Below are 15,350 nucleotides of genomic sequence, written 5' to 3' on the forward strand. Positions count from 1 at the left end.
ATTCACATCCTGAAGAGGCCGAAGCGCGGCTCTGGCAATGGGCTACGGGCAATGACGTCGAGGGCAAGCCCCAGCATGTCTCGGGTGTGTTCTGGATCGACGATGCCGTCGTCCCAGAGGCGAGCGGTGGCGTAATACGGCTCGCCCTGCGTCTCGTACTGGGCGCGGATGGGCTCTTCGAATGCAGCACGTTCGTCAGCGCTCCAACCTTCCCCACGGGCGGTGAGCTGGTCTTCCTTCACTGTTGCGAGGACGGAGGCTGCCTGATTGCCGCCCATCACCGAGATGCGGCTCGCGGGCCAGGTCCATAGGAATCGCGGCGAGTAGGCCCGGCCGCACATCGAATAGTTCCCGGCGCCGAACGAGCCGCCGATGATCACGGTGAGCTTCGGGACGCGTGTGGTCGCCACGGCGGTCACCATTTTGGCGCCGTCCTTCGCGATGCCTCCGGCTTCGGCATCCGAACCCACCATGAACCCGGTGATGTTCTGCAAGAAGAGCAGAGGGATGCCGCGCTGATCGCACAGTTCGATGAAGTGCGCACCCTTCAGTGCTGACTCGCTGAACAGCACGCCGTTGTTCGCGACGATGCCAATCGGATGCCCGTGCAGCCGCGCAAAACCAGTGACCAAGGTCGTACCGTATTCACGCTTGAACTCATGGAACGTGTCGGCGTCGATCAGACGCGAGATAACCTCGTGCACGTCATACGTAGCGTTGACGTCGACGGGGACGACGTCGTACAAACTGGATTCTTCCGCCGGACGAACGGATGCGACGACTTCCCACGCTGGCTGGGCAGGAGCGGGAAGCGTGGCGACAATGTCGCGCACGATCTCGAGGGCGTGCTCATCGTCGTCGGCCAGGTGATCCACCACGCCGGAGCGACGAGCGTGCAGCTCTCCCCCGCCGAGATCTTCAGCGCTCACGATCTCTCCGATCGCGGCCTTCACAAGCGGAGGCCCTCCCAAGAAGATCGTGCCCTGATTACGGACGATCACCGTCTCATCGCTCATCGCTGGCACGTACGCGCCACCGGCAGTGCACGAGCCCAACACTGCAGCGATCTGTGGGATACGTTCCGCGCTCATCCGCGCCTGGTTGAAGAAGATGCGGCCGAAATGCTCGCGATCGGGGAAGACCTCATCCTGCTTTGGCAAGAACGCCCCACCAGAGTCGACCAGATAGAGGCAAGGCAAGCGGTTCTCGAGTGCGATCTCCTGCGCGCGAAGATGCTTCTTCACCGTCATCGGGAAGTAGCTGCCCCCCTTCACAGTGGCGTCGTTGCACAGAACCATCACGTGGCGCCCGTGCACGAGACCGATTCCAGCGATCACCCCGGCGCGGGCGCCTCTCCGCCGTACAATCCGTCGGCGGCGAGCGGTGCGATCTCGAGGAACGGACTGCCTTCATCGAGCAGGCGCTCGATTCGCTCACGTGGCAAAAGCTTGCCGCGAGCGACGTGACGTTGCCTGGATGCTTCCGGCCCGCCGAGCGCGGCCGTGGCCAGTCGCGCGTGCAACTCAGTGGCCAATGCCTCCTGGGTGGCTGACATTATGACGTCCTCCTCGACTCACGCACTGGCACTCACCGTGACTTTTCGGTTACTGTGCACTAACCCGACAATTTAGGTTAGCGAGCGTTAACTGAAATGACAACCCCTATGACCGCGCGCGATCGAGCCAAGGCCGAGCGCGCAGACTCGCTGTTGCATGAAGCCGCGCGCCTGTTCGCCGCACGTGGATATTCGGGTGTCAGCCTCGAAGACATCGGCGCCGCCGTCGGAGTCTCCGGTCCGGCCGTGTATCGGCATTTCGCGGGCAAACAAGCGCTGCTGGGCGCAGTGCTCGTGAATGTCAGTGAACAGCTTGTCAGCGGCGGCAGCGACGTCGCATCGGGTTCGTCGGACGATACAGAGCGGATGCTGGAGCTCATCGGCTTTCACGTTAATTTCGCGCTCACCCATGCTGATGTCATCCGCGTGCAGGACCGCGATCTCGCACATCTCAGCGAGGATGATCGAGCCGAGGTACGCCGCCTCCAGCGCACCTACATAGAGCTCTGGGTCTCCGCACTCTACCCCCTGCGCGCGGCACCAGTAGACGAACTGCGACTGCGCGTGCAGGCGTGCTTCGGACTCATCAACTCCACACCGCACAGCACGCGCAGCCACTCTCGATCGAAGAAAGCCACGGCAGAGATTCTTACTGCGATGGCCTACGCCGCCCTCGTCGCCTGACTTCAGCGCAATAGCATCGCCCGACCTGGCTCCTCCAGAATGTCCGCGATGTCCTTCACGAACCGCGCACCCTCCGCGCCGTCGACAATCCGGTGATCAAAGGAGAGGCTCAGCGTCATCACCTGACGAAGCGCAATCTCACCGCGGTACTCCCACGCATCCGACGCACAGCACCGGTCGCGAGGATCCCGGACTGCCCAGGCGGCAGAATCGGCGTGCCAGCGTCGATGCCGAACACTCCGATATTGGTGATCGAGAACGTCCCGCCGGCGAGCTCTGCCGGGCTTGTCTTTCCCGCGCGTGCTGTCGCTGTGAGCGCGCTCACAGCATCGGCGAGTTCGGGAACCGTCATCTGCTCGGCGTCGCGGATGCAGGGAACGATAAGCCCGCGCTCCGTCGCCGCGGCGATACCCAGATTCACATAGTGCGGCTGGACGATCTCGCCCGCTTCTTCATCCCAGCGCGAGTTGAGTCCGGGTGTGCGACTCAGCGCAAGACACACCGCCTTAGCGACGACGACGAGCGGGCCGATGCGGTGCTCCGTGAGCGTGCGATCCGCACGAAAACTCGCGATGAGATCCATCGTCGCTGTGACGTCAACAGTGTGGAATGTCGTCACGTGAGGCGCGGTGAAGGCGCTCTGCACCATTGCGGCGGCGGTGTGCTTGCGGATGCCGCGAATCGGAATCCGCGTTTCACGTTCGCCCGCCGTGGGAATGGTAGCCGGGCGAGCCGCTGGAACGTCCGCACGCGCGCCGACGCGCTCGGCGTACGCTTCGATGTCGGCACGTGTGATGGCGCGTTCGCCGACCTCGGCGGCGACGAGCACGATATCGATCCCGAGTCGCTTCGCATACGCTCGCACCGGCGGCGTCGAGCGCGGACGCTCCCCCTGCTCGGCGGGCGCGGGGGCGTCGTGGAGTACGTCATGGGGCGCAGCCTCAAGAACTGCGGTGTCTGCCACCGGAGCCGTTGCACCCACCCGACGGGCGCGCCGTGCGGGACGACCCGTGGCAGAAGGTGCCGCGCCATATCCAACCAGATTCGGTGGAGTCTTCTCCTCCGCCGCTGCACCCGTCGGAGCATCCGCAGGCGCAGCACCCACCACATCGAAAGCGATCAGCGGTGCGCCGACGGCAACTGTCTCACCGGCGTCGGCGTGCAAAGTCGACACGGTGCCCTCATATGGCGAAGGCAACTCGACGATGGCCTTGGCAGTTTCGACCTCGGCAAGCGTCTGGTTCAGCGTCACGGTGTCGCCGGGCGCGACGAGCCACTGCACGACCTCTGCCTCGGTGAGTCCCTCACCGAGGTCTGGCAGGCGGAATTCTTCGATCATGATTCGGCTCCCGTCAGACTGTTCGGCCGGTCAAGCACGCGGTCGACGGCATCGAGAATCCGATCAAGATCCGGGAGGTGAAACTTCTCCAGCTTCGCTGGCGGGTACGGAATGTCATGCCCGGTGACGCGCAAGGGCGGCGCTTCAAGGTATTCGAAGCAGCGCTCTGTGATGCTCGCGATGACTTCGGCCGCGACGCCAGCCTCACGTGCGGCTTCGTGCACAACGACGACACGTCCGGTGCGGCGGACGGATGCTGCGACGGTGTCGTAGTCGATGGGCGAGATCGAGCGGAGGTCAATGACCTCCAGCGACACGCCATCGTCGTCGGCAGCAGCCGCGGCATCCAGAGCCGTCGAAACCATCGCCCCGTAGGTGATGACCGTCGCGTCAGAGCCAGAGCGGGCCACCCGAGCGACCCCCATCGGAGGCGCATCGGCGAGCGAAGCATCCAGATCGACCTCGCCCTTGTGGTGATACAGACGCTTCGGCTCGAAGAAGATCACCGGGTCGTCAGAGGCGATCGCCTGCTGTAAGCAGCGAAAGGCATGTTCGGGATTCGAGACTGCGATCACGCGGAGACCCGCGGTGTGCACGAAATATGCCTCCGGTGACTCGGAGTGATGCTCGGCCGCGCCGATGCCTCCGGCCCAGGGGATGCGAATGGTGATCGGCATTTTTACACGACCCTGCGTGCGGTAATGCAGCTTTGCGACCTGCGAGACGATCTGGTCGAAGGCCGGATAAACGAAGCCATCAAACTGAATCTCTACGACTGGGCGATACCCGCGGTATGCGAGGCCGACGGCAGCACCGACGATGCCTGACTCCGCAAGCGGGGTGTCAATCACCCGTGCCGCCCCGAATTCGTCGAGCAACCCATCTGTGATTCGGAAGACACCGCCGAGTTTTCCGATGTCTTCACCGAGCAGCACGACCTTCTCGTCGTCGCGCATGGCCTTTCGCAGGCCGGCGTTCAAAGCCTTGCCGAGAGTGATCTGCGACATCTCAGACCGCCTCGAGTGTGGAGAGGTACGCCGCGTACTCGTCACGCTGACGCGCGATTCCGCAGTGCGGTTCGGCGTAGACGCCGTCAAACACGGCGAGAGGTTCGCGCGTCACCATGCCGAGGCACGCGGCGCGCATCTCTCGCGCCATGACGTCGGCATCCGCCTGCGCCGCCGCAACATGCTCTTCGTCAAGCTCACCAGCCGCGCGCAGGTGCGCTTCCAAGCGTGCGATCGGGTCGCGAGTGCGCCACGCTTCGAGCTCCGCGGGGTCGCGGTAACGGGTGGGATCGTCAGACGTAGTGTGCGGACCCATCCGGTAGGTGACCGCTTCGATGAATACGGGCCCCTTACCGGCACGTGCGTGCGCCAGCGCCCAGCGCATCGCTGCCAGGCATGCCAGCACATCGTTGCCGTCGACGCGGAGGCTCGGGATGCCGAAGCCAGGCGCACGACCCGCAATCGGATACTTCGACTGCACTGCAACCGGCTCGGAGATCGCCCAGTGGTTGTTCTGGCAGACGAAAACGACCGGCACTTGGTACGACGCGGCAAAGACCATCGCCTCGTTCACATCGCCCTGGCTCGTCGCGCCGTCACCGAAGTAAGTGACAGCGACCTCGGGTGCTTTCTCGAGCTTGATGCCCATGCATAGCCGACAGCGTGCAACGTCTGCGCACCGATGATGATCTGCAACGGCGCGATGCGTTTCTCGATGGGATCGAAGGGAGCGCCTTCCTCGCCGCGCCACACGCGTACGAAGTCGCCCGGCTGCGCGCCGCGTGCGTAGATGACGCCGGTCTCGCGATAGCTCGGGAAGACGAAGTCGATCGGGTCGAGCGCACGCGCTGTACCGATCTGTGCGGCTTCCTGGCCATTGCAGGGAGCCCAGAGGCCGAGCTGTCCCTGACGCTGCAACGCCACGCCTTCGGCGTCAATGCGGCGGAGGATGATCATGTCGCGGTAGAGCGCGCGCAGCTGCGCGGCATCGACATCGGCGACGAACGGATCGAGATCGGGGTTCTTCTGACGAGTTCCGTCCGGGGCGAGAATTCGCTCGGTGAGCTCGAGATCCTGCGTGGTGTCTGCGATCGGGGTGGTCTGCGGTGACATCATCGTCCTCCTGTCAGGTGGCTCCCTCGTGAGGAGTTGCACGCCTGCACCGACATCATCATCGGATACCTCGAGGGTACGTCTGTTGATCAGCACGCTCAAGCATTCCGCGAGCAATTGAGCATGTTGCCCACTTATCGCCCACCGCCACTGCTAATCTTTGGCACTATGTCAGCTCTGGACCGTGTCGACCTCGAACTCCTCGCCGCGCTTGCCGATGATCCGCGCACGACCATCGTCGCGCTCGCCGAGGCACTCGGCCTTTCCCGCAACACCATCCAGGCGCGGATGGCGAGACTCGAGCAAACAGGGGTGTTCCTGTCCTATGAGCGCTCTTTCTCCCCCGAGGTGCTCGGCTTCCCGCTGCAAGCCTTCATCAACATCGGCCTGCGACAGATCGACCTCCCCCGAATCGTCAACGAACTCTCACGAATTCCAGAGGTCGTGCAGGCGCACGGGCTGAGTGGCTCGATCGACATCCTCGCCCGCGTCGCGTGCCGTGACGCACGTCACCTCTTCGACACGGATGCCCGAATCCTCTCGATAGAGGGAGTCGAGCGCACGGAGACATCACTGGCAATGGGAGAGATCATCCCCTTCCGCGTAGCGGGACTTATCGGCCTCGCGCGACGGGAATCCTGAGGAATCGACGGATCGCTCCCGCGGCTTCTGCGGGAGTCTCGTAGTGGATGAGATGGCCGACGTCGGCAATTTCGACGAGCTCAGCATCGGGGAACATCCCGGCGAGGCGCCGTTCGGCCTCGATGGGAGTGATGTCGTCCTTCTGTGCGGCCACCAGGAGCGTGGGTACGTCGATACTTGGCGCGAACGCCCGCACATCGTTTGACACGCTCGCAACGAAGGCATCCCGCAGCACATCCCGATCGGCGAAATCCGAGAAATAGGTATCGTGCTGGTCGTGAATGAAACGACGAAGCGTCGGGTCGTTCGTCTTGGCCATCGTGACACTCATGATGCGCACAACCAGGTTGTTGCGCAGCAGGGCAGTGCCGAGCGTGGCCGGCAGCTTCGCTCCTAAGTCGTAGTAGAGCACCGCGAGCCGTGTCATCAGGCCCTTTGGGCCTTCCAGCGCGGGGGCACCGATCGGATTGAGGAGGATGAGTCGGGGCGTCTCCAGCCCACCGGCGACCGCTGCCGACGCACGATGGACCCGAATGAGTGGCCGAGTATCACGGCACCTGGCGCAACAGCTGCGGTGAAATCGCGCAGCCAGCCGGCGTACTCCTCAAGATCATGTGTGCGTCCGGGAATCGGTTCTGTTTCGCCGAACCCTGGCAGGTCTGGTGCGATCACCCGCACTTCGGGGAGATAGGCGAGCACCGGCTCTAGCCCGTGATGGTCGCCTCTAAAGCCGTGGACGGCAATGACGGTGGTGACGTCACTCTCGGCCCGTGAGTCGCTCTCGACCCCGGAGCCCGTCGAAGGGCCGTACACCCAGTAAACCGTCGTGCCGCCACGAACTTCGACCTCACGCCGCTCGATCGGAAGGCGGCTCAGCCGCTCAGCGTAAGGCGAGTACACGGGCATGCGTCCAGTCTACGGGCGAGCCTAAGACGCGTTGTCCGAGGCCCTCTCTAACGTGAGGTTCATGACAATCGATCTGGAACTTCCCGGCTGGCTCAGTCGCGTCGGCGTCTTCGATCTCGAGACAACCGGAGTCGACGTCACGGTTGACCGCATCGTCACTGCGCATGTTGGCGTGCTCGACGCGAAGGGGCATCAGATCGCCGCGCGCTCCTGGCTCGCCGACCCCGGCGTTCCTATCCCGGATGGTGCTGCTGCAGTCCACGGCATCAGCACCGAACACGCGCGCCGCGACGGCCGGGTTGCTCGCGAGGTCGTCGAAGAAGTCACCGAGTCTCTGCGGGCGCTCTTTGCACAGGGTGTGCCCGTCGTCGCGTACAACGCCTCCTACGATTTCTCGCTGCTCACCCACGAATGCCTGCGCCACGGCATCCGTCCGTTGGATTCTCCCGGACCAATCATTGATCCGCTGGTGATCGACAAAGCTGTCGATCGGTATCGCAAGGGGAAGCGCACGCTCGAAGTCGTCGCCGCGCATTACAGCGTTCCGTTAGACGGCGCGCATGAAGCGGCCGCCGACGCGATTGCCGCAGGGCGCGTTGCACAGGCGATCGCAAGGGCATTCCCGCTCGCGGCTACCGCCCACGAGTTGCATACGCAGCAGATCGGTTGGGCACGCACACAGGCGGAGAGCCTGACGGAGTACTTCATCCGCATCGGGCGGCTTGACCCCGAAGAAGCGCTCGACGGCGCGTGGCCGGTTCGCGATGCACCCGCTTAATGCTGACGTTAAATGCAGACGCGATAGAAACGACGAAAGGCCCCGCACAATGCGGGGCCTTTCGTGCTGCGGGAGCTGCTTACTTGCTGCCGCCAAAGCCCTTGAAGCGCTGGTTGAACTTCTCGACACGACCGGCCGAGTCCATGATGCGCTGCTTGCCCGTGTAGAACGGGTGCGAAGCCGAGGAGATCTCGACGTCGATGACGGGGTACTCGACGCCGTCGAGCTCCATCGTCTTGTCGCTCGTAACCGTCGAGCGGGTGAGGAAGGTCTCGCCCGAGCCGAGGTCGCGAAACACGATGTCCTTGTAGTCGGGGTGAATGTCAGTCTTCATGCGGAATCCTTGGCTTGCGGGGTACGTACAGAAATGAAGTCAGAGGGTGCAGATGCACCAAGGGTCAACTCTAGCAGATCTTACGGTCAAGACGTGGCGCGCGCCGCGTAGCGGCCGCCGTCGACGTTCAGCACAATCGGCATGCCGAACGCCTCGGTGAGGGCATCCGCCGTCAGAGTTTCTTCGATCGGACCGGCTGCGACGATAGCGCCGTCACGCATCAGGAGCACATGCGTGAACCCCACCGGAATCTCTTCGACGTGGTGAGTGACCATGACCATGGCCGGAGTGGTCGGTGAGGAGGCATAGCCGCTGAGGAGGCTGAGAAGCTCTTCACGCGCACCCAGGTCAAGCGACGCGGTCGGCTCGTCGAGCAGCAGCAGCTCAGGGTCGGTCATAACGGCTCGTGCAATCTGCACGCGCTTCTGCTCGCCATCGCTGAGGGTTCCGAACGTGCGGTCAGCCAGGTGATCGAGCTTCCACTCCCCCAGCACACGCAGCGCGCGACGCTCGTCGATGTTCTCGTACTGCTCGTTCCACCGCCCCATCACCGAGAATGCGGCAGTGAGCACGACGTTCAGGACGGTCTCGTCGCTCGGGAGCTGCTTCGCCATCGCTGAGGATGCGAAGCCGATCCGCGGACGCAGTTCGAAGACGTCGGTACGCCCGAGCGTCTCGCCGAGAACCGTAACGGTTCCCGCGGTGGGGTGCATGAGGGTGTCTGCCAACTGCAACAGGGTTGTCTTGCCCGCACCGTTCGGTCCGAGCACCACCCAACGCTGATCATCTGCGACCTGCCAGGTCACATGATCGACGATATTGCGCCCGTCACGGCGCACGACAACATCAGTGAAATCAAGAGCACTCGGCATACCCCCAGCCTATCCGCTCAAGAGGTGAGCTCTGCGTAGAGCGCCCGCGTGGTGTCGGCAATCGCACCCCAGCTGAACTCTCGCGTCGCGCGGTCACGGCCAGCTGCGCCGTATGCCGCCGCGCGCTCTGGGTCCAGCGCGACTTCGGTGAGTGTGCGAGCCAGGTCCGCGACGTAGCGCTCGGGGTCGACGGGAGTCCCTGTTCCGTCTTGCACCTGTTCGATCGGCACCAGCCGGCCGGTGATGCCATCATCGACAACCTCCGGAATGCCTCCGGTCGCAGTGCCCACAACAGCGGCCCCGCATGCCATGGCTTCGAGGTTCACAATGCCGAGGGGTTCGTACACCGAAGGACAGACGAACGTCGTGGCGGCGGTGAGAATCGCCGAAAGCTCGTCCCGTGGCAGCATCCGCTCAATCCAGATGACCCCGTCGCGGGTCTGCTGCAGAAGCCGCACACCTTCCTGTACCTCCGCCATGATCTCGGGCGTGCTGGTGCTCCGGCACAGAGCACCAGTTGCACTTCAGGTGGCAGTTGCGCCGCGGCGCGCAGCAGATACGGCAGACCCTTCTGGCGCGTTATCCGGCCCACGAAGACCACGGACGGGCGGCTCGGGTCCATACCGATGCTCGAGAGGAACGCGGCATTCTGAACCGGGCGCCAACGCTCGACATCGATGCCGTTGTGGATGACGCGCACCCGGGCAGGGTCAACCTGCGGGTAGCTCCGCAGAATGTCGGCGCGCATGCCTGCGGACACCGCAATGATCGCGGCGGCGTTCTCGTAGGCAAGCTTCTCGATGCCACTCGATACGGCGTAGCCCCCACCGAGCTGCTCGGCCTTCCATGGACGAAGCGGCTCGAGGCTGTGGGCAGTGAGCACATGAGGGATGCCGTGCAGCTGAGATGCGATGTGTCCCGCGAAGTTCGCGTACCAAGTGTGGCTGTGCACGAGGTCGGCTCCGGCGACGTCACCCACCATCGCAAGGTCTGTTCCCAGCGTCTGTATTGCGGGGTTTGCAGAGGCAAGCTCGGCGGGCGTGCGGTAGGCACGGGTGCCTGCCTCATCGCGATCTGCACCGAATGCACGCACCTGGACATCGATTGATTCACGTAGCGCAGAGACGAGCTCTGCAACGTGCACGCCGGCCCCTCCGTAGATCTCCGGTGGGTACTCCTTGGTAATCATGTCGACTCGCATGACTGAACGCTAGTACAGCGACGCGTTCGGGATCTATGGTGGAGCCATGGCGGTCCCAAAGAAGGTTTTCGGAATCATCCTCGCCGGCGGCGAAGGCAAACGACTCATGCCCCTCACAGCAGATCGGGCAAAGCCCGCTGTGCCCTTCGGAGGCCAGTATCGGCTGATTGACTTCGCGATATCGAATCTGATTAATTCCGGGCTGAGACAGGTCGTGGTCCTCACCCAGTACAAGTCGCACAGCCTCGACCGGCACATCTCGCAAACGTGGCGGATGTCCGCCCTGCTTGACTCGTATGTGACTTCGGTTCCTGCCCAGCAGCGGCTGGGGAAGCGATGGTTTTCGGGTTCAGCCGACGCAATTCTGCAGAGTCTGAACCTCGTCAATGACGAGAAGCCCGACATCGTGATTGTGATCGGCGCCGACCACGTCTACCGGATGGACTTCCGACAGATGCTCAAGGCGCATATCGCATCCGGCGCGAAGGCGACGGTCGCCGGCATCCGCCAGCCGATCGCGCTTGCGAACCAGTTCGGTGTCATCGACGCGGATCCGGATGGATCTGGACGCATCCGCGCGTTCCTGGAGAAGCCGGCAGACCCCGAAGGTCTGGTCGATTCTCCGCATGAAGTGCTCGCATCGATGGGTAACTACATCTTCGATGCCGACGCGCTGATCGAGGCTGTCGAAAAGGATGGCGAGATGCGACCTCGAGCCACGACATGGGCGGCGACATCATCCCGTACTTCGTCGATCGCGGTGAAGCCGGCTACTACGACATGAAGCAGAACGACGTGCCAGGTTCGTCGCCGCGCGATCGTGCGTACTGGCGCGACGTGGGGACGATCGATTCGTTCTTCGACGCGCACATGGACCTGATCTCGACGCTCCCGATCTTCAACCTGTACAACACCGCGTGGCCGATCCGCACGCAGAGCGTGAACGCCCCGCCGGCGAAGTTCGTCCGCGATGCCGTCGGTCGCATCGGCAACACGATCGACTCGATCGTCTCGCTGGGTTCGGTGCTGTCTGGTACACATTTGGAACGCAGCGTCGTCGGTCCAGGAACGCTCGCTGCAGGGGGTTCGACAATCACCGATTCGGTGCTGTTCGACCATGTTCACGTCGGCCAGGGCGCCCGCATCCACCGCGCAGTGCTCGACAAGAACGTCGTGCTCCTCGATGGCGCAACCGTCGGGGTCGACCGTGAACGCGACATTGAACGAGGGTTCACGGTGACAGAGTCGGGCATCACGGTCGTGGGCAAGGGCGTGCAGGTCGAGCGCTGAGCTGCGCGCTACGCTCGATCGCGTGACCACTGCGCGCTTCCTCATCGTCCTCGATGCCGATTCCACACTCATCCGCAACGAGGTGATTGAGCTTCTTGCTGATGAAGCAGGTCGCCGCGCGGAGGTGCAGGCTGCCACTGAGTCCGCGATGCGCGGTGAAATCGACTTCGCCACGAGCTTGCGTTCTCGCGTCGAGGCTCTCGCCGGAGTGTCCGTCGACGCCTTCGAACGCGTACGCGTGCGGATTGAGCCGACGCCGGGTGTGCGCGAGCTCACAGCAGCCGTGCACGCACGTGGTGGTGTCGTCGGAGTCGTCTCTGGCGGCTTCCACGAGATTCTTGATCACATCGCGCCGGAGCTCGGTGTCGACCGTTGGCGTGCGAATCGTCTCTCGATCGCCGACGGCATACTCACCGGTCGTGTCGACGGCGAAATCGTGGATGCCGCGGCGAAGGCGCATTCGCTGCAGGAATGGGCAGTCGAACTCGAGGTGCCCCTTCGCGCAACCATCGCGATCGGCGACGGTGCCAACGACCTTCAGATGATGGCTGTGGCTGGCCTCGGCCTGGCCTTCAACGCGAAGCCCGCTGTGCGTGACGCAGCAAGTCTCGTGATCGGGCCACAAGACCTCAGTGAGGTCATCGCCCTGCTCCCATGAGTCAGGTGAAGGTCAGTGTCCCATTCCGAGACCGCCGTCGACGGGGATGACAGCGCCTGAGATATAGGCGGCGTCATCGCCAGCAAGCCAAGTGACGACACCAGCGACTTCATCGGGGGTGGCAAAGCGCCCGGCCGGAATGCTGGCCTTGTATTGCTTCTGAGTCTCTTCCGGAAGCTCAGCGGTCATATCGGTTTCAATGAAGCCGGGGGCCACCACGTTTGCCGTGATGCCCCGTGCGCCCAGTTCACGCGTGAGCGAGCGGGCGAAACCGACCAGGCCGCTTTTGGAGGCTGAGTAGTTCACCTGTCCGGCTGAGCCGTACAACCCGACGACACTCGAGATCAGAATCACACGGCCGAACCGGGCGCGCAGCATCGCCTTCGATGCGCGCTTGACGACGCGGAATGCGCCGCCCAGGTTAGTGGCGACAACGCTGTCGAAGTCATCTTCGCTCATACGCATGAGCAGAGTGTCCTTCGTGATACCGGCGTTCGCGACTACGACTTCCACCGGGCCGAGCTTCGCTTCGACCTCGGTGAACGCGGCGTCAATGGACGCAGCATCCGTCACGTCAGCACGTACGGTGAGCGTGCCCTCCGGGCCCTCACCGCTGCGTGCCGTGACGGCCACACGATACCCGTCACGAACGAAACGTTCAGCGATGGCTCGACCGATACCTCGGTTGCCACCGGTGACGAGGACGACGCGTTCTGAACTCATAATTCTCACTCCAAGGGCGCTCGGTCAGGGCTCGAGCCATCCTATCGGGGGCGTCTACGTGAGTGGCGGCGTAGGCGGCCATCGCACTCGCCGCGGCGTAGGCTGGAGGCATCGTGAAACACGTCCGTCATGCACCCGCTGTAACCTCCCTGCCGCAGGCTCCGCAGGATGAGGCGACGGCGCGCGTGCGCCGATACTGGATCACAATGGGCATCCGCATGGCCTGCTTCGCGCTCACCGTGCTCGTGACGCCTTATGGCTGGTACACCTGGGTATTCGCTATCGCCGCGGCGGTGCTGCCCTACATTGCAGTCGTCTTCGCCAATGCGGTCAGCCCCACGGCGACGCCCGGAGCCGAGTCGCCGACCCAGCAGCTGACGGCCCCGCCCTCGCAAGAAACTCTCGACACCGGCGCGGACCCGAACGTCATCACGATCCAGGAAAAGCCCACGGACGGCGAGCAGTGACCGCCGAGACCAAGTGCTCGCGGGCTGGATGCCACAGCTCCGCAACACAGCAAGTTGTTTGGCGCAATCCGCGCATCCACACGGCCGACCGCGAGAAGATCTGGCTGGCCTGCGACGATCACGTCAAGTTCCTGCACGACTATCTCGCCGCACGTGGCTTCCCCGTGACTGTGCGTGAAGGGCTGCCGACGTGAACAACCGTTTGGTGCGGTGGGGCGTATATGTGCTCATCGCCATGGGCTTCGCTGTTGCGTGCGCCTTTCTTTCGAACTGGCAGTTCGATCGGAACGAGGGCCGTGCAGAACAGATCGCGCTGGTCGAGCAGAACTACGATGCACAGCCAGCACCACTCGCCGATCTGATCGGTGCGGACGGCGCACTCGATCCCGCGGACGAGTGGCATCCCGCTCTGCTTCGCGGCGAGTACCTCGTTGACGATCAAGTACTGGTGCGAAATCGTCCGCATGGCGGCACCAGCGCCTTCGAGGTCCTGGTGCCATTCCGCGACCTCGATGGACGCATCTTCATCGTTGACCGCGGATGGGTGCCACCTGGAGAAGGCGCGAATCCCGATGTTGTGCCCGCGCCGCCGACGGGAACCGTCGAGGTCATCGTTCGGCTCCGCCCGGGAGAAGCGCTCCCGGCCTCGGGGCGCAGCGCGCCCGAAGGTCAGCTTCCGACAATCAACCTCCCCAGCATGGCCACGCTGATGGGAACAGAAGTCATCACCAGTGCATATGGGCGCATGGTCAGTGAAGACCCGTCGGCAGAGACCGGGCTTGGAGGTTTCGAGTCGCCCACCGATGACCCTGGCCCGCACTTGTCGTATGCGATCCAGTGGATCCTGTTCGCGATCATGGGTTTCATCTTCATCGCATACATCATCCGCACTGAAATCCAGAAACACCGCGAAGAAGCCGAAGGCCGCCCAGTAGCGGTGAAGAAGACGCGACAGCGCGATCACGACGCAGATGCCGAGGACGAACTCCTCGACGACGTCGACGCGCGCGTCTGACTCAGCCAGCCTCGCGCGCCCCACCGATGCCGAGGGCAATGAAGAAAAGCGTGAACGTACTCAGTCCGAGAGCAAATCAGGTCGACGCTGGCGAGTGCGTTCAAGTTGCTGTTCGCCTCGCCATTTCGCGATCGCGCCGTGGTTTCCGCTGAGCAAGACGTCGGGCACGGATCGATCGCGCCAGGCGGCTGGTTTCGTGTACGAGGGGTACTCGAGAAGCCCGTCCTCGTGCGATTCTTCGACGAGGCTCTCCGGGTTGCCGACGACGCCGGGAATCAGGCGACCGACTGCCTCGATCATGGCCATCGCCGCGACTTCCCCGCCGTTGAGGACGTAGTCGCCCAGGCTGACCAAACGCACCTCGCCGAGGGATGCTGCGTACTCGAAGACGCGCTCATCGATGCCCTCGTAGCGTCCGCACCCAATAATGATGTGCTCACGCGCCGCGAAATCGCGGGCGGTCTTCTGTCGGAATAGTTCTCCGGCCGGCGACGGGAAGATAATGGTGGGTCGGTCGACAGCCTCAGGACCAGAAGAAGCAAGGTCGTCGAGAGCAAGAGCCCAGGGCTCAGGCTTCATGACCATGCCTGCTCCCCCGCCATACGGGGTGTCATCGACGGTGCGATGCCGGTCGCCCGCCCAGTTGCGCAGGTCATGGATTTGCAGGTCGAGTAAGCCTGTCGCGCGGGCTTTGCCGAGCAGCGACAGCGTCAGCCCGTCAAAGTACGACGGAAAGATAGAGACGACATCTATGCGCATGCGTTGA

Annotated in this window: 12 protein-coding genes and 6 pseudogenes; 8 read left to right on the plus strand and 10 right to left on the minus strand. The window is 63.5% G+C overall.

What is annotated here, in order from left to right; all coding sequences use genetic code 11:
* Nucleotides 1–2: 2 nt before the first annotated feature.
* A pseudogene (locus tag DC31_RS09920) lies at nt 3–1,555 on the minus strand (carboxyl transferase domain-containing protein).
* A 108-nt stretch (nt 1,556–1,663) separates the two neighbouring features.
* On the opposite strand from DC31_RS09920, the gene DC31_RS09925 reads away from it, so the two are divergent.
* Complete coding sequence (locus DC31_RS09925) at nt 1,664–2,239, plus strand: TetR/AcrR family transcriptional regulator (RefSeq protein ID WP_235201427.1); 576 nt, start codon at nt 1,664–1,666, stop codon at nt 2,237–2,239.
* A gap of 2 nt (nt 2,240–2,241) precedes the next feature.
* Here the strand turns inward: DC31_RS09925 and DC31_RS09930 are convergent.
* The 3 genes and pseudogenes from DC31_RS09930 to pdhA form a co-directional block, all read right to left on the minus strand.
* Nucleotides 2,242–3,578 (minus strand): annotated as a pseudogene (locus DC31_RS09930) (dihydrolipoamide acetyltransferase family protein).
* On the minus strand, nt 3,575–4,585 hold the full coding sequence (locus DC31_RS09935) for an alpha-ketoacid dehydrogenase subunit beta (RefSeq protein WP_036279445.1): 1,011 nt from the start codon (nt 4,583–4,585) through the stop codon (nt 3,575–3,577). The pseudogene DC31_RS09930 and the gene DC31_RS09935 overlap by 4 nt, the downstream one beginning before the upstream one ends.
* Nucleotide 4,586: 1 nt before the next feature.
* A pseudogene (gene pdhA, locus DC31_RS09940) lies at nt 4,587–5,701 on the minus strand (pyruvate dehydrogenase (acetyl-transferring) E1 component subunit alpha).
* A 165-nt stretch (nt 5,702–5,866) separates the two neighbouring features.
* On the opposite strand from pdhA, the gene DC31_RS09945 reads away from it, so the two are divergent.
* On the plus strand, nt 5,867–6,340 hold the full coding sequence (locus DC31_RS09945) for an Lrp/AsnC family transcriptional regulator (RefSeq protein WP_036279855.1): 474 nt from the start codon (nt 5,867–5,869) through the stop codon (nt 6,338–6,340).
* On the opposite strand, the pseudogene DC31_RS09950 reads toward DC31_RS09945, so the two are convergent.
* Nucleotides 6,312–7,246, minus strand: a pseudogene (locus DC31_RS09950) (alpha/beta fold hydrolase). The gene DC31_RS09945 and the pseudogene DC31_RS09950 overlap by 29 nt on opposite strands.
* Before the next feature lie 61 nt (nt 7,247–7,307).
* Here DC31_RS09950 and DC31_RS09955 point away from each other — a divergent pair.
* The gene (locus DC31_RS09955) at nt 7,308–8,024 is read left to right on the plus strand and encodes an exonuclease domain-containing protein (protein WP_051606703.1); all 717 of its coding nucleotides are present in this window, start codon (nt 7,308–7,310) and stop codon (nt 8,022–8,024) included.
* A 79-nt stretch (nt 8,025–8,103) separates the two neighbouring features.
* Here the strand turns inward: DC31_RS09955 and DC31_RS09960 are convergent, their stop codons facing one another.
* The 3 genes and pseudogenes from DC31_RS09960 to glgA form a co-directional block, all read right to left on the minus strand.
* Nucleotides 8,104–8,358, minus strand: a complete 255-nt coding sequence (locus tag DC31_RS09960) for a type B 50S ribosomal protein L31 (RefSeq protein ID WP_036279448.1) — start codon at nt 8,356–8,358, stop codon at nt 8,104–8,106.
* Nucleotides 8,359–8,444: 86 nt separating this feature from the next.
* Entirely contained in the window at nt 8,445–9,230 is a 786-nt protein-coding gene (locus DC31_RS09965; RefSeq protein ID WP_036279451.1) for an ABC transporter ATP-binding protein, read from the minus strand.
* A 17-nt stretch (nt 9,231–9,247) separates the two neighbouring features.
* A pseudogene (gene glgA / locus DC31_RS09970) lies at nt 9,248–10,431 on the minus strand (glycogen synthase).
* A 46-nt stretch (nt 10,432–10,477) separates the two neighbouring features.
* On the opposite strand from glgA, the pseudogene glgC reads away from it, so the two are divergent.
* Nucleotides 10,478–11,721 (plus strand): annotated as a pseudogene (gene glgC, locus DC31_RS09975) (glucose-1-phosphate adenylyltransferase).
* Between the two features lie 22 nt (nt 11,722–11,743).
* The gene (gene serB / locus DC31_RS09980) at nt 11,744–12,379 is read left to right on the plus strand and encodes a phosphoserine phosphatase SerB (RefSeq protein WP_036279453.1); all 636 of its coding nucleotides are present in this window, start codon (nt 11,744–11,746) and stop codon (nt 12,377–12,379) included.
* Nucleotides 12,380–12,391: 12 nt separating this feature from the next.
* Here the strand turns inward: serB and DC31_RS09985 are convergent, their stop codons facing one another.
* Nucleotides 12,392–13,102 (minus strand): beta-ketoacyl-ACP reductase, encoded by a 711-nt coding sequence (locus DC31_RS09985; protein ID WP_036279456.1) that lies wholly within the window; start codon nt 13,100–13,102, stop codon nt 12,392–12,394.
* A 113-nt stretch (nt 13,103–13,215) separates the two neighbouring features.
* Between DC31_RS09985 and DC31_RS09990 the strand changes: the two genes are divergently transcribed.
* From DC31_RS09990 to DC31_RS10000, 3 genes are read left to right on the plus strand one after another with little or no spacing between them, the layout of a single operon-like run.
* Nucleotides 13,216–13,569 carry a DUF3099 domain-containing protein gene (locus tag DC31_RS09990; RefSeq protein ID WP_081813796.1) on the plus strand — a complete coding sequence of 118 codons (354 nt, stop codon included), beginning with the start codon at nt 13,216–13,218 and terminating at the stop codon, nt 13,567–13,569.
* Nucleotides 13,566–13,763: a hypothetical protein gene (locus DC31_RS09995; protein ID WP_036279459.1), complete on the plus strand. Its 198-nt coding sequence runs from the start codon at nt 13,566–13,568 to the stop codon at nt 13,761–13,763. Before DC31_RS09990 ends, DC31_RS09995 begins: the two co-directional genes overlap by 4 nt.
* Nucleotides 13,760–14,584 carry an SURF1 family cytochrome oxidase biogenesis protein gene (locus DC31_RS10000; protein ID WP_036279461.1) on the plus strand — a complete coding sequence of 275 codons (825 nt, stop codon included), beginning with the start codon at nt 13,760–13,762 and terminating at the stop codon, nt 14,582–14,584. The genes DC31_RS09995 and DC31_RS10000 overlap by 4 nt, the downstream gene beginning before the upstream one ends.
* 60 nt (nt 14,585–14,644) lie before the next feature.
* Here DC31_RS10000 and trmD read toward each other — a convergent pair whose 3' ends face one another.
* Nucleotides 14,645–15,343, minus strand: a complete 699-nt coding sequence (trmD, locus tag DC31_RS10005) for a tRNA (guanosine(37)-N1)-methyltransferase TrmD (protein ID WP_036279864.1) — start codon at nt 15,341–15,343, stop codon at nt 14,645–14,647.
* Nucleotides 15,344–15,350: the final 7 nt, after the last annotated feature.

The organism is Microbacterium sp. CH12i (assembly GCF_000685355.1).
Taxonomy (GTDB): domain Bacteria; phylum Actinomycetota; class Actinomycetes; order Actinomycetales; family Microbacteriaceae; genus Microbacterium.